The organism is Enterobacter sp. CPE_E890 (genome assembly GCF_046521475.1).
GTDB lineage: Bacteria > Pseudomonadota > Gammaproteobacteria > Enterobacterales > Enterobacteriaceae > Enterobacter > Enterobacter adelaidei.
The window spans coordinates 316954-334082 of sequence record NZ_JBKFZW010000001.1 but is presented as its reverse complement, the minus strand read 5'-3'; the positions used below and the strand labels follow the sequence as shown (position 1 = coordinate 334082).

Here is a 17129-nt window from a genome sequence, read left to right as displayed (position 1 = left end):
AGCATTCACTCTTGTATCAGACAGTGATTTTATCCACAAGTTCCAGGTGCAACGGTGAATAAATTACGCACAAAATGTGACATGAAGATGATAACAGGGGAAGAGACAACAGGGACGCTTTCCCTGCAGAGCGAACATCTCGGTGCAGGGAAAGATTATATCACGCTTTTATTAATCGGGAGTAAAGTGACGTAAATGTTGAACGGTTGCCAGCCAGGCTGCCACCCACCCAATCATCGAACACACCAGCAGCAGCAACAGGCACTCATCGAACCCTAAGCCGCTGATATCAAACTTCGTTCCGAAAACCTGCGCCACTTCTGTGACTGCCGACGACAGACGCATCACCAAAATTTCTGACAATATCAGTGAAAGAAATGCGCCGGAAAAACCGAGCAGTGCGCCGCCATAGAGGAACGGACGCAGGATGAAACCATCCGTCGCACCAATCAGTTTCTGCACGTTGATGGTATCGCGACGGGCGAAGATGCTCAGGCGCACGCTGTTACCGATGACGAGGAAGACCGCCGCCACCATCAGCACGCCAATCATCGCCGCCACGCGGCCTACCAGCCCGGTCAGGGCAGAGAGACGCGCAAACCAGCTGTCATCCATGCGCACTTCATCAATGCCCTTAATGCGCGTGATGCGATCGCGCAGGGTGTTAAGCGAATCGGTACCCTGGAAATCCAGCTTCGGGATCACCACCGCCACGGCAGGCAGCGGGTTCTCTTCAAGCATGTCCAGCGCGCCGCCAAAGCCTGACCAGTTGCGGAACTCGCCCAGCGCGTCTTCACGCGAGAGATAGTTAACCTTCTCCACACCCTGCTCGGCCTGAATTTGCCCAACCACCTGCGCTGCGGCGTTATCGTCGAGCGCTTTATCCAGATAAACCGTGATCTGCGGGGACGGATAGTACTGCGAGGCCGCCTGGTTGACGTTTTTATAGACCATATAGCAGACGCTTGGCAGCGTCAGGGAGATGGCAATCACCATCACCGTCAGGAACGTCGCCAGCGGTTTGCTTTTCAGGTCCTGCAGTGCGCCGTGGAACGCGTAGCGCACCTGCTCGTTAAACACGTTGGTTTTGCGGGAAGCAGGCTTTGGCGCGGCTTTCTGGCGCTTTGGCGCATTACGATTGCCATCACCACCGCCCTGCGACTTACGGAAACGGTCAAACCGGTTTCCGAACTGTCGAATCTGGTTTATTGCATCACGCTTATTCACCATGGCCTCCGTGCAAATGACCGTCGCTCAGGGTCAGCATGCGGTACGAACGGCGGGAAATGAGACCGATATCGTGCGTCGCCATCAAAACCGTCACCCCTACGCGGTTGAACTCCTCAAACAGACGCAAAATCCCTTCTGACAGGGCGTCGTCCAGGTTACCGGTCGGTTCATCCGCCAGCAGCACCGCAGGTTTGTTCACCACCGCACGGGCAATGCCCACGCGCTGCTGTTCACCGCCGGAGAGCTGGATCGGGAAATTCTTCGCTTTGTCCAGCAGCCCGACCTTATCCAGCGCCGCAGAGACGCGACGGCGGATATCATCATAGCTGGCACCGGCAATAATCAGCGGAATCGCCACGTTATCGAAAACGGTGCGATCCATCAGCAGGTGGTGGTCCTGGAAAATCATGCCGATCTGCCGACGCAGAAACGGCACTTCGCGATTTTTCAGGCGGCTTATCTCATGACCGCCGAAAAAGATTTTCCCGGCACTTGGCCGTTCGATCCCACAGATAAGCTTGAGCAGGGTACTTTTCCCCGCGCCGGAATGGCCGGTCAGGAATGCCATCTCGCCCGGTTGCAGGTGGAATGTCACCCCCTGCAACGCTTGTCTCCCACCGAGATAGGCCTTGCTGACGTGTTCAAAGCGAATCATTGTTAGTCCTCTCGGGCAAATAGTGCCTCAATAAAGTCGTCCGCCTTAAACGGACGTAAATCTTCAATACGCTCGCCCACACCGATGTAACGGATAGGAATGCCGAACTGATCGGCCACGGAGAAGATCACCCCGCCTTTGGCGGTGCCGTCCAGTTTGGTCAGCGTGATCCCCGTCAGTCCTACCGCTTCATGGAACAGTTTTGCCTGACTAATGGCATTCTGTCCGGTGCTGGCATCAATGGTCAGCATAATTTCATGCGGTGCTTCTTCGTCCAGTTTTTTCATCACCCGGACGATTTTCTTCAACTCTTCCATCAGGTGCGATTTGTTCTGCAAACGCCCTGCGGTATCGGCAATCAGTACATCCACGTTGCGCGCCTTCGCCGCCTGGATGGCGTCAAAGATAACGGATGCGGAATCCGCGCCGGTATGCTGGGCAATCACCGGGATGTTATTGCGCTGACCCCACACCTGGAGCTGCTCAACCGCTGCTGCACGGAAGGTATCACCTGCCGCCAGCATCACCGATTTACCCTGCTGTTCGAACTGACGCGCCAGCTTGCCGATGGTGGTGGTTTTACCCACACCGTTCACGCCAACCATCAGAATAACAAATGGCGTTTTGCCTTCAATATTAAGCGGTTCGTCAACTTTTGCGAGAATTTCACCCATCTCGTCTTTCAGAAGGCCATACAGCGCTTCGGCGTCGCGCAGCTGTTTGCGGCTCGCCCCTTCAGTCAGGTTGGTGATGATCTTACGGGTGGTTTCCACACCGACGTCGGCGATCAGCAGCTGCTCTTCCAGCTCTTCAAACAGATCGTCGTCGATCTTCTTGCCGCGGAAAAGACTGATAAATCCGGAACCTAAGTTTTCTTTGGTTTTAAGCAGGCTGCGTTTCAGGCGGGCGAAGAAACCTTCTTTAGTCGGTTTTTCCTGTTCCTGAACGATCTCCTCTTCGGCCTGCTCTTCCACTGGCACCACGATAACCGCTTCTTCAGCCGCTTCTGCTGCCAGCGCCTGTGCTTCCAGCTCTTCGTCGGTTAGTTCAGGTTCGTTTTCGGCTTCTTCTTCCACCGCCTCAACAATTTCAACGGTTTCCGCTTCGGCCTGCCACTCTTCGGCAGAAACGGCTTCGATTTTCACCTCTTCCGGCAGCGGCAGTTCTTCGTGTTCGATGACGGCCTGTGGTGCTTCGGGAATCTCTTCGGCGACAACCGGTTCTGGCTTCTCGCTTTCCTGAACCTGTTCAGTGACCTCAACCACCTCTTCAGCGAAAGATTCAATCTCTTCTTTGCTGTGTGCCGTCTCTTCCGCTTCGACAACCGCGGCGGTTTCTACAGGCGTTTCAGGCTGCGACTGCTCTTCAACGGCATGTTGCTCTTCGGTTTTCTGTTCTGTTTCTTGCTCTTTTTCACCGAAGCCCAGCCAGGAAAAGAAGCCACGTTTTTTTTGTTTTGCCATCTGCGACTACACTCCTCGCGGCGCTATATACATGGAAGCTAAAAAAATGATGAAATAGTCTAACACTTTACTTAATTGACATCACCGCCCGCAATCGCAGGCCAATTGTTAACAGAGCTTTCCTGAGATGAAGAAACCCAACCGCGCCCCGGCCGGTCAAATTCGTATTATCGGCGGTCAGTGGCGAGGCCGGAAACTACCGGTGCCGGACAGCCCCGGTTTACGCCCTACTACCGACCGCGTACGCGAGACGCTGTTTAACTGGCTGGCCCCGTCAATGGTAGACGCCCACTGTCTCGACTGTTTCGCCGGAAGCGGCGCACTCGGACTGGAAGCGCTGTCACGCTATGCCGCCAGCGCCACGCTGCTGGAGATGGAACGCGGCGTGGCGCAGACGCTGCAGCAAAATCTGGCGACGCTAAAGGCAACCAACGCTAAAGTCGTGAACACCAACACGCTGAGTTTCCTCGCGCAGAAAGGCACGCCGCATAACGTGGTGTTTGTCGACCCACCGTTCCGTAAGGGACTGCTGGAAGAGACGTTATCCCTGCTGGAGCAAAATGGCTGGCTGGCAGATGACGCATTAATTTACGTGGAAAGTGAAGTGGAAAACGGTTTACCACCAGTTCCCGCCCACTGGGATCTGCACCGTGAAAAAGTGGCAGGTCAGGTTGCTTATCGTCTGTATCACCGTCAGGCTCAAGGAGAATCCGATGCCGGTACTGATTAATCTGGGACGTTTGTTGATGCTGGGCGTCTGGGCGTTTTTAATTCTCAACCTGGTGCACCCGTTCCCGCGACCGATGAATATTTTTGTTAACGTCGCGCTGGTTTTCACATCGTTTATGCACGCCCTGCAGATGGTAATGCTGAAAAATGGTCTGCCAAAAGATGGCCCGCAGATGACCGGCTGGCAGCAGCTGCGCGTCTTTATTTTCGGCGTGTTTGAACTGCTGGTGTGGATGAAGAAATTTAAGGCGCAGGTGAAGAAGTAAGGTGTGGCCTGATGCTCTCACCCTCTCCCACAGGGAGAGGGTGAGAGCATTATTCAGGCGTAAAACCTTCGAATCGGGACCCTTTATAACTCAGCGTCCCTTTCTCTCCCACCGTCAACTGATGGTACTGCTGCGCCTCCAGGCGGAAGGTCATCTCCAGCCCGCCGGTTTCCGGCTTAAAGCTCGCTTCATAGCGCATTGTCGTGCCTGCTGGCGTCACCTGCTGCTGGCGTGAGCGGCGGTCGTTAAGCGGTTTTTCGCGTTTGTTCGTCACTACCACGCGCTTTTGCAGCAGCGGTGCAGCATCGTTATCCGCCTTTTCGCGGCGCTGCTGTACGAAACGGAACGAGGCGGCTATGACAATAATCGCCACCACGATAATGAAAAACAGCGGCATCTTGCTCATTCTAAAATCCCATCAGATTATGCGGAATTCAGGATACCCTGCCTTCCCTGCCATTGCCAAACGCCCGTCCGCATCACTACACTGGATCAGAAACTGATTATTCAGCCTTAACAGATACAGGGAGTTAATATGCTTTGGTCATTTATCGCTGTCTGTTTTTCCGCATGGCTTTATGTCGATGCGTCGTACCGCGGTCCCACCTGGCAGCGCTGGTTGTTTAAACCGGTCACGCTGTTGCTCCTGCTGCTGCTGGCCTGGCAAGCGCCGATGTTTAACGCCGTAAGCTATCTGGTCCTCGCCGGGCTGTGTGCTTCCCTGATTGGCGATGCCTTAACCCTGCTGCCACGTCAGCGTCTGCTGTATGCCGTGGGGGCATTTTTCCTGTCGCATCTGCTCTATACCATCTACTTTGCCAGCCAGATGACGCTTTCATTCTTCTGGCCGCTGTCGCTGGTACTGCTGGTGATTGGCGCACTGCTTATCGCGGTGATCTGGTCGCGTCTGGAAGAGATGCGTTTGCCGGTCTGCACCTTTATCGCCATGACGCTGGTGATGGTATGGCTGGCAGGCGAACTGTGGTTCTTCCGTCCAACGGCACCGGCGATGTCCGCGTTCTTCGGTGCAGCACTGTTGTTACTCGGGAATATCGTGTGGCTGGGCAGCCACTATCGCCGTCGTTTCCGGGCGGATAACGCGATTGCCGCCGCCTGCTACTTTGCCGGACACTTCCTGATTGTGCGCTCGCTGTATATTTAAATAAGCCTTGACTCTGGAGTCGACTCCAGAGTGTATGCTGCGGTTAATGAGAAAATTATCATTGCCGGAGACTGCCATGTCGACTCCAGAAACACCAAAAAAAGTCCCACAATTCTCAGCACTTAAGCTCAGTCCGGTTCCGCCGAAGGACGACTGCTGCTGCGAAGGTGTGTGCGAAACACAAACCGAAATACTCCCTGAAAACGGCAACCGCTACAGTTGGGTCGTCAACGGTATGGACTGCGCCGCCTGCGCCCGTAAAGTTGAAAACGCGGTAAAACAGGTGCCGGGAGTGAGTCATGTCCAGGTTCTGTTTGCCACTGAAAAGCTGCTGGTCAGCGCGGATAACGACGTTATCCAACAGGTTGAAGCTGCCGTAAGTCAGGCGGGTTACAGTCTGCGTAGCGAAAATGCGCCTGCAGAAAAAACCTCTTCCCTGCGAGAAAATTTGCCGCTTATTACCCTCATCATCATGATGGCCCTGAGCTGGGGACTGGAACAGATTAACCATCCGTTCGGCAATCTGGCATTCATCGCCACCACGCTGGTTGGGCTGTTCCCAATTGCCCGTCAGGCATTGCGGCTGATGAAAAGCGGAAGCTGGTTTGCCATCGAAACGCTGATGAGCGTGGCCGCTATTGGTGCACTGTTTATTGGTGCGACAGCAGAAGCGGCGATGGTGCTGCTGCTGTTCTTAATCGGTGAACGTCTTGAGGGCTGGGCCGCCAGCCGCGCGCGTAAAGGAGTCAGCGCGCTAATGGCCCTGAAACCTGAAACCGCCACACGCGTGATCAACGACAACCGGGAAACCGTCGCCATCAACACGCTGCGCCCGGGCGATGTGATTGAAGTCGCCGCAGGCGGGCGTCTGCCTGCAGACGGTGAGTTGCTCACCGCAACAGCAAGTTTCGACGAAAGCGCCCTCACCGGAGAATCGATTCCGGTTGAACGTACAACCGGTGAAAAAGTGCCTGCGGGTGCCACCAGTGTTGATCGTCTGGTGCAACTGACGGTGCTTTCCGAACCCGGTGACAGCGCCATCGACCGTATCCTGAAGCTGATTGAAGAAGCCGAAGAGCGTCGCGCGCCAGTTGAGCGGTTTATCGATCGCTTCAGCAGGATTTACACCCCCGCCATCATGCTGGTTGCCCTGCTGGTCACTGTCGTTCCACCCCTGTTTTTCGGCGCACCGTGGGAAGGCTGGATTTATAAAGGTCTGACGCTGCTGTTGATTGGCTGTCCGTGTGCGCTGGTGATCTCCACCCCGGCGGCCATCACATCCGGGCTTGCGGCGGCGGCACGTCGCGGAGCGCTGATCAAAGGCGGAGCCGCCCTGGAACAGCTAAGCCAGGTTCAGCACATTGCCTTCGATAAAACCGGTACGCTGACCGTAGGTAAGCCGCAGGTGACCGGTGTTTATCCGCAGGAAATCAGTGAAAACGAACTGCTGACATTGGCAGCTGCCGTAGAGCAAGGTTCAACCCACCCGCTGGCGCAGGCGATTGTGCGTGAAGCGAAGGCGCGTGAACTCACCATCCCTGCGGCAACTTCCCAGCGGGCACTGATGGGCTCAGGCATTGAGGCAGTCGTCGACGGTAAAAAGGTGCTGATTGTCGCGGCTGGCAAGTCTTCTACTCCAGAGGTTGAGGCGTTAGAACAGACCGGGCAAACGGTCGTAGTCGTCATGCAGGACGGCGTGGCGAGGGGAATGCTGGCATTGCGCGATACCCTGCGTGATGACGCAAAAGAAGCCGTGGCGGCGCTACATCAACTGGGCGTACAGGGCGTTATTCTTACAGGCGATAACCCTCGTGCGGCAGCCGCAATTGCCGGTGAACTGGGGCTGGAATTTAAAGCCGGATTGTTGCCTGCAGATAAGGTCAGCGCAGTCACAGAGTTGAACGCTCATGCCCCGCTGGCGATGGTTGGTGACGGGATTAACGATGCCCCGGCGATGAAAGCGTCGACCATTGGTATTGCGATGGGCAGCGGTACCGACGTGGCGCTGGAAACGGCTGACGCGGCTCTGACTCACAACCGCCTGACCGGGCTGGCGCAGATGATCGGGCTGGCACGTGCGACGCGTGCCAATATCCGTCAGAACATTGGCATCGCGCTGGGGCTGAAAGGGATATTCCTGGTGACGACCCTGCTCGGCATGACCGGGCTGTGGCTGGCGGTGCTGGCGGATACCGGGGCAACGGTGCTGGTGACGGCGAACGCGCTTCGGCTGCTACGTCGCCGGTAAAAAAAGCCCGGTGGCGCTAACGCTTACCGGGCCTACATGTTCTGCTAACTCGTAGGTCGGGTAAGGCGAAGTCGCCACCCGACTTTTTTATAAGAAATAGCTCATCGCCAGGCCTAAAAACAGCACCAGACCGACGTAGTTATTATTCATAAACGCCTTAAAACAGGCATCACGCTCGCGCTTCGCAATCAACTTTTGCTGGTACGCAAACAGCAAACCCGCCACCAGCACGGACCAGTAAAACTCCCAGTTCAGCCCGTTCAGGCGACCAATCGCGACCATCAGTGCCAGTACCGCGACCTGCAGGATACCGATAATCAGCTTGTCCTGACGACCAAAGAGGATAGCGGTTGATTTGATGCCAATTTTCAGGTCATCGTCGCGGTCTACCATCGCGTATTGCGTGTCATATGCCACGGCCCAGAGAATATTCGCCAGGAACATCAGCCAGCAGCTGAGTGGTAAGGACTCACTAACTGCCGCAAACGCCATCGGAATCGACCAGCCAAATGCCGCCCCCAGCACCACCTGAGGCAGATGGGTGTAGCGTTTCATAAACGGATAAACCCAGGCCAGGGCCAGCGCCGCAACGGAAAGCAGAATGGTCATGGTGTTAAGGGTTAACACCAGCAGGAAAGAGAGCAGCACCAGAACAATGAACAGCACGCGGGCTTCTTTCCCGGTGACCTGTCCGCTGGGTAACGGACGACCGGCAGTACGTTTTACATGCCCGTCGAATTTACGATCGGCATAGTCATTGACCACGCAGCCTGCCGCGCGCATCAGCCAGACGCCGGCAACGAATACGCCCAGGATCCACAGCGGTGGCACGCCCGGCGTCGCGACCCACAGCGCCCATAAGGTCGGCCACAGCAACAGTAACGCGCCAATCGGTTTATCGGTACGCATTAAGCGGTGATAGGCCAACAGCTTATTCTGCGTCAGGCTCCACTCCATTTTTTCTTCCTCTTAGTACAACGGCGATGCCGGTAAAAAAAGCTCCGTCAGTATTAACGGTTTACCGCTCAGGCGAAGGCGGGAACGACGCCCCCACAGTTCGGCATCACGACCAATCTCAATAAAATCTCGGGTAAGCTCAGACGAGGTGAAAAGGTAACGCCCCAGAGGCGTTTTCCCCAGCCGTTGCAGCGCCAGCTCGGGCCCGGAAAGGGTGGATTCGGGCACCACCGTCCGCCCGGCAAGCCATGGCTCGCCATCAGCGCAGAGTAAAATTTCACGCAGCCAGTAACGTGGCTCTTGCGGCAATAGCGGCAGCTCGGCAGCAATCTCATCGCCAGAGACAAACCCTTCCTGAATCAGGGTCACCGTGACCGTTTTACCCTGCTGCTCAAAACGTTTCGTCATGGAATCTTCCAGCAGCAACCAGTCCAGTTGCTGCGGATCAAGCGCAGGTATTTGGTCGAAATAGCGCAGCGCACGCAGTTGCGTTAGCGCAGGGTGTGACATGCCAGACTCTCCGATACATAACGTGATGGCATTGTATCGCAGAAAAGCAGATTGAGGGCGGCCAAACGTTATTTAACGATCACTATCGCAACAAGAGCGCAACAGCCCGGAGAATATCAAAAAAAGTGCGCCCACTCAGGCGCACCAAACTACTAACAAATCAGCACTGTGGGGAAACGGTTACCCCTTGCCTTTTACACTGCTGATAAAGGTGGAACGGGCAGTGGTTGAACCTAAACGTTCGGCTTCATCAAGCAGTTTCAGCGCTTTATCGACATCGCCGCGCTTCACCGCCTGCTTAATGGCGTTGTTGAAGTACTCTTCGGTGTCGTTCAGAACCGGTTCAGCTTTCTTCGATGGGGCTGGTGCTGCGGCGGCTACCGGTGCGGCAGCGGCTGTGGCGGCTGGAGCGGCATACACAGGCGCGGCTGTATTGCCTACTGTGACAGGGCCAGTACCGGAAGAGCCAAACAGTGGGCCAACCAGCACGCTGGATGCATTGTTTGTTGAGACTTTCAGCTTAAGCAAACCGTCGGTGACGTGACGCGCTAATGGATCCGGAATATCCGGAACCGAGTTGCCGGTGCCTTTCGCATAGGCTTTTGCCGGATCGATAAGCTTAGTGGTCTGCTGCAGATCTTTTTCGGTCGTGAAAACCAGAACATAAATCTTCTGCTGGCCCAGGGCAGGCGTCAGGCGCATTTTGCCTTCCAGACGGTCGGCGCTCATCACGCCTGGTTCCTGGTAACTAAAATATTCGCTTGGGAAGAAAGCAGATGGCGTCAGGTTCTGATCCAGAATCAGTACGTTAGGTGCGAAGACGCTGGTTTGTTTGTTCACTTCGCTGGTCAGCGTCAGGGTTAGCTCACCAATGTTGGCCGGCACGCTGTAGGCGGCAACCGGCCCGGTGATCCCCGGCACGTTCAGTTGCTGGCCGCCCGTAGAAAGCTGTGTCGACTGCGTTTTGGATTGATCAACTGGCGTCCAGGTCAGTTGCTGGAGCGCCGCCGCCGGGATAGCCGGCGCAGCGCTGGTATTTTGTGGTACGAAATTCACGTCTGCAAAGGAGACCGCCGGAACACAGGCCATCAGCCCCGCAGAGAGGCACAGCGCGACGAGACTTTTCTTCATTTTCATTGTTATTACCTCTGATAGCGTGAGCACTGCGGTGGCCAGGCAATAGCGCGCAGCACCCTAAGGATAGAGGGGCTTGCGCCCCTCTTTTAGGTCATTACGTCAGGTCTAACGAATTACCACCAGATTTCCATCTGGGCACCGAAGGTCCACTCATCAGAGTCGCCTCGGCTGAAGGTTTTTGCGGACGTGTCGCTGTACGCAATACCAGAGTCATAGCCTGCACCGGAGTCGCCGTTCGCGTAGCCCCATTTTTCATCCCACTTCGCGTAAGTTGCGAAGACACGGATAGCTGGACGGGACCAGATGCTGTCGCCTGCCTGCCATTGTTGTGCCAGGGTGATTTTGTACTGACTGTTGGTGTCGTCGGTTTTCTGAGACTTAACGTTGTCGTAGCCCACTTCTAACAGGGTGCTCATGATTGGCGTCCATTTGTACATAGGACGCACACCGACGGTCCACCATTTGGTGCCGTTGTTGTTATCCAGGTTGATGTCCTGGTACATACCTACGTACATCAGATCCCAGGAGTCGCCCAGAGAGATCGCACCGTGGTCCAGAACACGCCACATGTCGCCGTTGTTGTTGATGCTACCACCTTCCGGACGGCCCTTGCCGTTGGAGGTCATAGAGTCAGTTGCGTACTGCAGCACAAACTTGTTAAAGCCCTTCAGCATGCTCTGGGTATGTTCAGCGGTGAACATCCAACCGTCTTTAGATGCGCCAGGCTGCAGGTAGTAGTCATCTGGAATATTGGTGTGACCATAATCAACACCGAACTCCAGCGTACCGCCTTCATTGACCTGCATCTGTGCTAAACGGACGTCGAAGACATCGTTCGGTACCAGGTTGTCATAAATACGGTTACCCAGCGCGTCACGATCGGCAAAGGTCGCTGAGCCGCCCGCTTCAGAAGAACGAGTTGCAGCCAGAGAGAGCTTACCGAAGCCCAGGTCAATGTTTTCGATACCCGCACCAGGACCAGAAATATCCCAGTAGTAGAAGTCGATCATGTGAACGTCATGACGCTGATAGAAGCGCTTACCGGCCCAGATGGTGGAACCTGGCAGTGCGTCAATCAGGTTTTTACCCTGCACGTTAGCTTCACGGAAGGCCGGGCTGGTAGATTCCCAGTCGTTCTGCTGAGCGACGGAATACGCAACGTTGGTGTCGAAATAGAAGCTCTTATCGCCTTCTTTCCACACTTCCTGGCCCAGTTTCAATTCCGCATAGGTTTCACATTCGTTACCGAGACGGTATTTACTTTGTGCACCGGTTGCCTGGAAACACTGTTGCTCACCGCCACTCCCGGTCCAGCCAATGCCGGAACGAGCATAACCTTTAAAGTCCACGGCGCCTGCCTGGGCAGACAGGATGCCTGCCGCAACGGCGATTGCCAGAGGGACTTGTTTGCGCAGAGTAATCATCATTCTATCTCCTGAGATCATTGCTTTTCTTTGAACACTTCACCTGTCGGTTTCGTGTCTTCTTTTGGGATTGCTTAAACGCCTGGCTCTTTGTGCAACCGACGACATGCAGTGCCATCCTCACGGAACAGATGGCAACGCTCTGGCGGCAAGCCGATAGCGAATGTGGCACCCTCTTCTACCAACACCACGTCATTCTGGCGGTAGACCAGGTTCTGACGGATGGCGGGGATCTGGATATGAATCTGTGTTTCGTGACCAAGCTGTTCGACAACCTGAACTTCACCTTCCAGCGTCACATCGGCGATGTGGCTCGGCAGCAGGTGCTCAGGACGAATACCGAGGGACATGTTTGCCCCTACCTGTACATTGGCGCTGTCGACCGGCAGCCAGACCTGCTGGCGGTTTGGCAGCTCCACCTGTACCTGTTCGATCGCAGTTGCCGTCACTTTGACGGGCAGGAAGTTCATCTTTGGCGAGCCAATGAAGCCCGCAACAAAGCGGTCTGCCGGGTAGTGATAAAGCTCCAGCGGTTTGCCCACCTGCGCCACGCGACCGGCGTCCAGCACCACAATTTTGTCGGCCAGCGTCATCGCTTCGACCTGATCGTGGGTGACGTAAATCATCGTGCGGCCAAGACGTTTGTGCAGACGGGAGATTTCAATACGCATCTGGACACGCAGAGCGGCATCCAGGTTGGAAAGGGGTTCATCGAGCAGGAACACGCGCGGTTCCGCCACCAGGGTACGGCCAATCGCCACACGCTGACGCTGACCACCGGAAAGCGCTTTCGGTTTACGCTCAAGCAGGTGCGCCAGCTGTAACACTTCCGCCACCTGCGTGACGCGCTGGTTAATCACGTCCTTCTTCGCACCCGCCAGTTTCAGGCCAAAGGACATGTTTTCGGCAACAGACAGATGGGGGTAAAGCGCATAAGACTGGAACACCATGCCTACGCCACGTTCGGCAGGCGGGATGTCGTTCATACGGGTGTCACCAATAAACAAATCGCCACTGGTGATCGTTTCAAGACCGGCAATCATACGCAGCAGAGTAGATTTACCGCAGCCTGATGGGCCGACAAATACCACGAACTCACCTTCGTGGATGTCCAGATTGATGTCTTTCGACACCACAACGTCACCCCAGGCTTTCGTTACATTACGCAGCTGTACGCTCGCCATGCCCTTCTCCCTTCGTTACAACCTGTCGCCGACAGAAACATTCAAGATAAGTTCACTATGGGGTATCCATTACTTTCCCGAATCCTCCACCCCCCGGCTTTTTTATGGGGGAGGAGGCGGGAGGATGAGGGAGCAGGCTCTGCGACCGCGGCTGGAGGGCTGAGGCAAAATTCGTGAAGCCACCTGCAAAATTCAGTGTGTTTTTATGTGCGCCAGCACTCATAACTTAAATTTATGCAACGAAGATCACACAAACCGGGGGTGGGGCGTAGGGGTTGGGAGGATGGAAAGAGGATGTCAAATAAGGAGACTGAGTCACGTTGAACCACCTCATTGTATCCACGAGCACATCACCAAAAAAGGATGGCAGATATGAAGATCAAGACTGGCGCACGTGTTTTCGCATTGTCCGCCCTTGCAGCAATGATGATTTCCGCACCGGCTCTCGCCAAAATTGAAGAAGGTAAGCTGGTAATCTGGATTAACGGCGATAAAGGCTATAACGGCCTGGCCGAAGTGGGTAAAAATTCGAGAAAGACACCGGGATCAAAGTGACCGTAGAACACCCGGATAAACTGGAAGAGAAATTCCCACAGGTTGCAGCAACTGGTGACGGCCCGGACATCATCTTCTGGGCGCATGACCGTTTCGGTGGTTACGCGCAGTCGGGTCTGCTGGCAGAAGTCACGCCGGACAAAGCCTTCCAGGACAAACTGTTCCCGTTCACCTGGGACGCCGTTCGCTATAACGGCAAGCTGATCGCTTACCCAATCGCGGTTGAAGCCCTTTCTCTGATTTACAACAAAGACCTGGTACCTAACCCACCGAAAACCTGGGAAGAGATCCCGAAACTGGATAAAGAGCTGAAAGCGAAAGGTAAGAGCGCGCTGATGTTCAACCTGCAAGAACCGTACTTCACCTGGCCGCTGATTGCTGCGGACGGCGGTTACGCGTTCAAGTTTGAAAACGGCAAGTATGACGTGAAAGACGTGGGCGTGGACAACGCTGGCGCGAAAGCGGGTCTGACCTTCCTGGTTGACCTCATCAAAAACAAACATATGAACGCGGATACCGATTACTCCATCGCAGAAGCGGCGTTCAACAAAGGCGAAACCGCGATGACCATCAACGGTCCGTGGGCCTGGACCAACATCGACAAGAGCAAAATCAACTACGGCGTGACGCTGCTGCCAACTTTCAAAGGCAAGCCGTCTAAACCGTTCGTTGGTGTGCTGAGCGCGGGTATCAACGCGGCAAGCCCGAACAAAGAGCTGGCGAAAGAGTTCCTGGAAAACTACCTGCTGACCGATCAGGGTCTGGATGAAGTGAACAAGGACAAACCGCTGGGTGCCGTTGCGCTGAAATCCTTCCAGGATCATCTGGCAAAAGACCCACGTATTGCGGCCACCATGGATAACGCTCAGAAAGGCGAAATTATGCCGAACATCCCGCAAATGGCAGCGTTCTGGTACGCCACCCGTACTGCGGTCATCAATGCGGCAAGCGGTCGTCAGACTGTTGATGCCGCGCTGAAAGATGCGCAGGGTCGTATTACTAAGTAAGTCTGAAAAACGGCGGGTGGCGCATGCGCTTACCCGCCCTACGACTACGGCACGATCCGTAGGTCAGGTAAGCGCAGCGCCACCTGACGATAAGTTTCCACCGTTGTAGAGGAAAAACCCCATGGATGTCATTAAAAAGAAACACTGGTGGCAAAGCGACGCGCTGAAATGGTCAGTGATGGGTCTGCTGTGTCTGCTGGTGGGTTACCTTGTTGTTTTAATGTACGTACAAGGGGAATATCTGTTCGCCATCATGACGCTGATTTTAAGCTCTGCTGGCCTGTATATTTTCTCCAACCGTAAAGCCTATGCCTGGCGCTATGTCTACCCGGGCGTGGCCGGGATGGGGCTGTTTGTTCTCTTCCCGCTGATTTGTACTATTGCCATTGCGTTCACCAACTACAGCAGCACCAACCAGCTGGCGCAAGAACGCGCAACGCAGGTCCTTCTGGATCGCTCTTACCAGGCCGGCAAGACCTTTAACTTCGGCCTGTATCCTGCCGGTAACGAGTGGAAGTTAGCGCTTACTGACGAAGCAAGCAGCAAATACTATGTTTCCGACGCGTTCAAATTTGGCGGCGAGCAGAAGCTGGCCTTAAAAGAGGCCGCAGCGCTGCCGGAAGGCGAACGTGCCAACCTGCGCGTCATTACCCAAAACCGTCAGGCGCTGACCCAGCTCACCGCCGTACTGCCAGACGAAAGCAAAGTGACCATGAGCTCACTGCGCCAGTTCTCCGGCACGCAGCCACTCTACACGCTGGCGGATGACGGCACGCTGACCAACAACCAGAGCGGCGTGAAATATCGTCCGAACAACGACATTGGTTTCTATCAGTCCATTACTGCCGATGGCAAATGGGGTGATGACAAGCTCAGCCCGGGCTATACCGTCACCATCGGCTGGGACAACTTTACCCGCGTGTTTACCGACGAAGGCATTCAGAAACCGTTCTTCGCCATCTTCGTCTGGACGGTGGTCTTCTCGGTTCTGACCGTGATCCTGACCGTGGCTGTGGGCATGGTTCTGGCCTGCCTCGTGCAGTGGGAAGCCTTGAAAGGCAAAGCGATTTATCGCGTACTGCTGATTCTGCCGTATGCCGTACCGTCGTTTATTTCGATTCTGATTTTCAAAGGGCTGTTTAACCAGAGCTTCGGTGAAATCAACATGATGCTGAGCGCGCTGTTTGGTATCAAACCGGCCTGGTTCAGCGACCCGACGACTGCCCGTTCGATGATTATCATCGTCAATACCTGGCTGGGTTATCCGTACATGATGATCCTGTGCATGGGGCTGCTGAAAGCGATCCCGGACGATCTGTACGAAGCCTCGGCGATGGACGGCGCGGGTCCGTTCCAGAACTTCTTTAAGATTACGCTGCCGCTGCTCATTAAGCCGCTGACGCCGCTGATGATTGCCAGCTTCGCCTTCAACTTTAACAACTTCGTGCTGATTCAACTGTTGACCAACGGCGGCCCTGACCGTCTTGGCACCACCACGCCGGCAGGCTATACCGACCTGCTCGTGAGCTACACCTACCGTATCGCCTTTGAAGGCGGCGGCGGTCAGGACTTCGGTCTGGCGGCGGCGATTGCCACCCTGATCTTCCTGCTGGTTGGCGCCCTGGCGATTGTGAACCTGAAAGCCACACGAATGAAATTTGACTAAGGAGGGCATCGATCATGGCTATGGTACAACCCAAATCTCAGAAACTGCGCCTCCTGGCGACGCATTTAGGCCTGCTGATTTTCATCGCGGCGATTATGTTCCCGCTACTGATGGTCATCGCCATCTCCCTGCGTTCGGGTAACTTCGCCACCGGAAGCCTGATCCCGGATGAAATCTCCTGGGAGCACTGGAAGCTCGCGCTGGGCTTCAGCGTGGAACACGCGGATGGTCGCGTCACACCGCCGCCGTTCCCGGTGCTGTTATGGCTGTGGAACTCGGTGAAAATCGCCGGGATCACCGCGATAGGTATCGTGACGCTCTCCACCACGTGTGCGTACGCTTTCGCCCGTATGAAGTTCCCGGGCAAGGCCTCACTGCTGAAAGGGATGCTGATTTTCCAGATGTTCCCGGCGGTACTGTCGCTGGTCGCGTTGTATGCCTTGTTTGACCGTCTGGGCCAGTACGTGCCGTTTATCGGCCTGAACACCCACGGTGGCGTAATCTTCGCCTATCTTGGCGGTATCGCACTGCATGTATGGACCATAAAAGGGTATTTCGAAACCATCGACGGCTCGCTGGAAGAAGCTGCGGCACTGGATGGTGCAACCCCGTGGCAGGCGTTCCGTCTGGTGCTGCTGCCGCTGTCGGTGCCTATCCTGGCGGTGGTGTTTATCCTGTCGTTTATCGCCGCCATCACCGAAGTGCCCGTCGCCTCTCTGTTACTGCGCGATGTGAATAGCTACACCCTGGCCGTCGGTATGCAGCAATACCTCAACCCGCAAAACTACCTGTGGGGCGACTTTGCGGCGGCGGCGGTGCTCTCCGCCATCCCGATTACCGTGGTATTCCTGCTGGCACAGCGCTGGCTGGTGAATGGCCTGACGGCGGGCGGTGTGAAAGGTTAAGTTTCATTTTGTTATGCCACTGCAACCCTCA

At 55.3% G+C, this 17129-nt stretch carries 15 protein-coding genes and 1 pseudogene; 7 read left to right on the top strand and 9 right to left on the bottom strand.

Going from position 1 to position 17129, the window contains the following annotated elements:
- Positions 1-171: 171 nt before the first annotated feature.
- Genes ftsX through ftsY form a run of 3 tightly spaced genes read right to left on the bottom strand, consistent with a single transcriptional unit; the run spans position 172 to position 3348 of the window.
- Complete coding sequence (ftsX, locus tag ACLHV9_RS01590; RefSeq protein WP_028017960.1) at positions 172-1227, bottom strand: permease-like cell division protein FtsX; 1056 nt, start codon at positions 1225-1227, stop codon at positions 172-174.
- Positions 1220-1885 carry a cell division ATP-binding protein FtsE gene (gene ftsE / locus ACLHV9_RS01585; protein WP_025758973.1) on the bottom strand — a complete coding sequence of 222 codons (666 nt, stop codon included), beginning with the start codon at positions 1883-1885 and terminating at the stop codon, positions 1220-1222. The genes ftsX and ftsE overlap by 8 nt, the downstream gene beginning before the upstream one ends.
- A gap of 2 nt (positions 1886-1887) precedes the next feature.
- Positions 1888-3348 (bottom strand): signal recognition particle-docking protein FtsY, encoded by a 1461-nt coding sequence (ftsY, locus tag ACLHV9_RS01580; RefSeq protein WP_108089394.1) that lies wholly within the window; start codon positions 3346-3348, stop codon positions 1888-1890.
- 127 nt (positions 3349-3475) lie between these two features.
- Between ftsY and rsmD the strand changes: the two genes are divergently transcribed.
- Together rsmD and ACLHV9_RS01570 are read left to right on the top strand one after the other, a co-directional pair.
- Positions 3476-4078, top strand: coding sequence for a 16S rRNA (guanine(966)-N(2))-methyltransferase (rsmD, locus tag ACLHV9_RS01575; protein ID WP_028017962.1), 603 nt, complete (start codon positions 3476-3478; stop codon positions 4076-4078).
- The gene (locus ACLHV9_RS01570; protein WP_049007747.1) at positions 4062-4343 is read left to right on the top strand and encodes a DUF1145 family protein; all 282 of its coding nucleotides are present in this window, start codon (positions 4062-4064) and stop codon (positions 4341-4343) included. The genes rsmD and ACLHV9_RS01570 overlap by 17 nt, the downstream gene beginning before the upstream one ends.
- Positions 4344-4392: 49 nt before the next feature.
- Here the strand turns inward: ACLHV9_RS01570 and ACLHV9_RS01565 are convergent, their stop codons facing one another.
- Positions 4393-4749, bottom strand: coding sequence for a DUF2500 domain-containing protein (locus ACLHV9_RS01565; RefSeq protein ID WP_049007748.1), 357 nt, complete (start codon positions 4747-4749; stop codon positions 4393-4395).
- A 129-nt stretch (positions 4750-4878) separates the two neighbouring features.
- Between ACLHV9_RS01565 and ACLHV9_RS01560 the strand changes: the two genes are divergently transcribed.
- Positions 4879-5505 (top strand): lysoplasmalogenase, encoded by a 627-nt coding sequence (locus ACLHV9_RS01560; RefSeq protein ID WP_108089393.1) that lies wholly within the window; start codon positions 4879-4881, stop codon positions 5503-5505.
- 76 nt (positions 5506-5581) lie between these two features.
- The gene (gene zntA, locus ACLHV9_RS01555) at positions 5582-7753 is read left to right on the top strand and encodes a Zn(II)/Cd(II)/Pb(II) translocating P-type ATPase ZntA (RefSeq protein WP_108089392.1); all 2172 of its coding nucleotides are present in this window, start codon (positions 5582-5584) and stop codon (positions 7751-7753) included.
- A gap of 87 nt (positions 7754-7840) precedes the next feature.
- On the opposite strand, the gene ubiA is transcribed toward zntA, so the two are convergent.
- The 5 genes from ubiA to malK form a co-directional block, all read right to left on the bottom strand.
- Complete coding sequence (ubiA, locus tag ACLHV9_RS01550; protein ID WP_129324855.1) at positions 7841-8710, bottom strand: 4-hydroxybenzoate octaprenyltransferase; 870 nt, start codon at positions 8708-8710, stop codon at positions 7841-7843.
- A gap of 12 nt (positions 8711-8722) precedes the next feature.
- Positions 8723-9220, bottom strand: a complete 498-nt coding sequence (ubiC, locus tag ACLHV9_RS01545) for a chorismate lyase (protein WP_028017968.1) — start codon at positions 9218-9220, stop codon at positions 8723-8725.
- A gap of 180 nt (positions 9221-9400) precedes the next feature.
- A complete protein-coding gene (gene malM, locus ACLHV9_RS01540) occupies positions 9401-10357 on the bottom strand; it encodes a maltose operon protein MalM (RefSeq protein WP_028017969.1) in 957 nt (318 codons plus the stop codon).
- A gap of 113 nt (positions 10358-10470) precedes the next feature.
- The gene (locus ACLHV9_RS01535) at positions 10471-11784 is read right to left on the bottom strand and encodes a maltoporin (protein ID WP_407220090.1); all 1314 of its coding nucleotides are present in this window, start codon (positions 11782-11784) and stop codon (positions 10471-10473) included.
- A gap of 71 nt (positions 11785-11855) precedes the next feature.
- Entirely contained in the window at positions 11856-12965 is a 1110-nt protein-coding gene (gene malK, locus ACLHV9_RS01530) for a maltose/maltodextrin ABC transporter ATP-binding protein MalK (protein ID WP_028017971.1), read from the bottom strand.
- Positions 12966-13337: 372 nt separating this feature from the next.
- On the opposite strand from malK, the pseudogene malE reads away from it, so the two are divergent.
- From malE to malG, 3 genes and pseudogenes are all read left to right on the top strand, one after another.
- Positions 13338-14527, top strand: a pseudogene (gene malE / locus ACLHV9_RS01525) (maltose/maltodextrin ABC transporter substrate-binding protein MalE).
- Positions 14528-14648: 121 nt separating this feature from the next.
- Positions 14649-16193 carry a maltose ABC transporter permease MalF gene (gene malF / locus ACLHV9_RS01520; protein WP_407220089.1) on the top strand — a complete coding sequence of 515 codons (1545 nt, stop codon included), beginning with the start codon at positions 14649-14651 and terminating at the stop codon, positions 16191-16193.
- Positions 16194-16207: 14 nt separating this feature from the next.
- Positions 16208-17098, top strand: a complete 891-nt coding sequence (malG, locus tag ACLHV9_RS01515) for a maltose ABC transporter permease MalG (protein WP_014830272.1) — start codon at positions 16208-16210, stop codon at positions 17096-17098.
- The last annotated feature ends 31 nt before the right edge of the window (positions 17099-17129 follow it).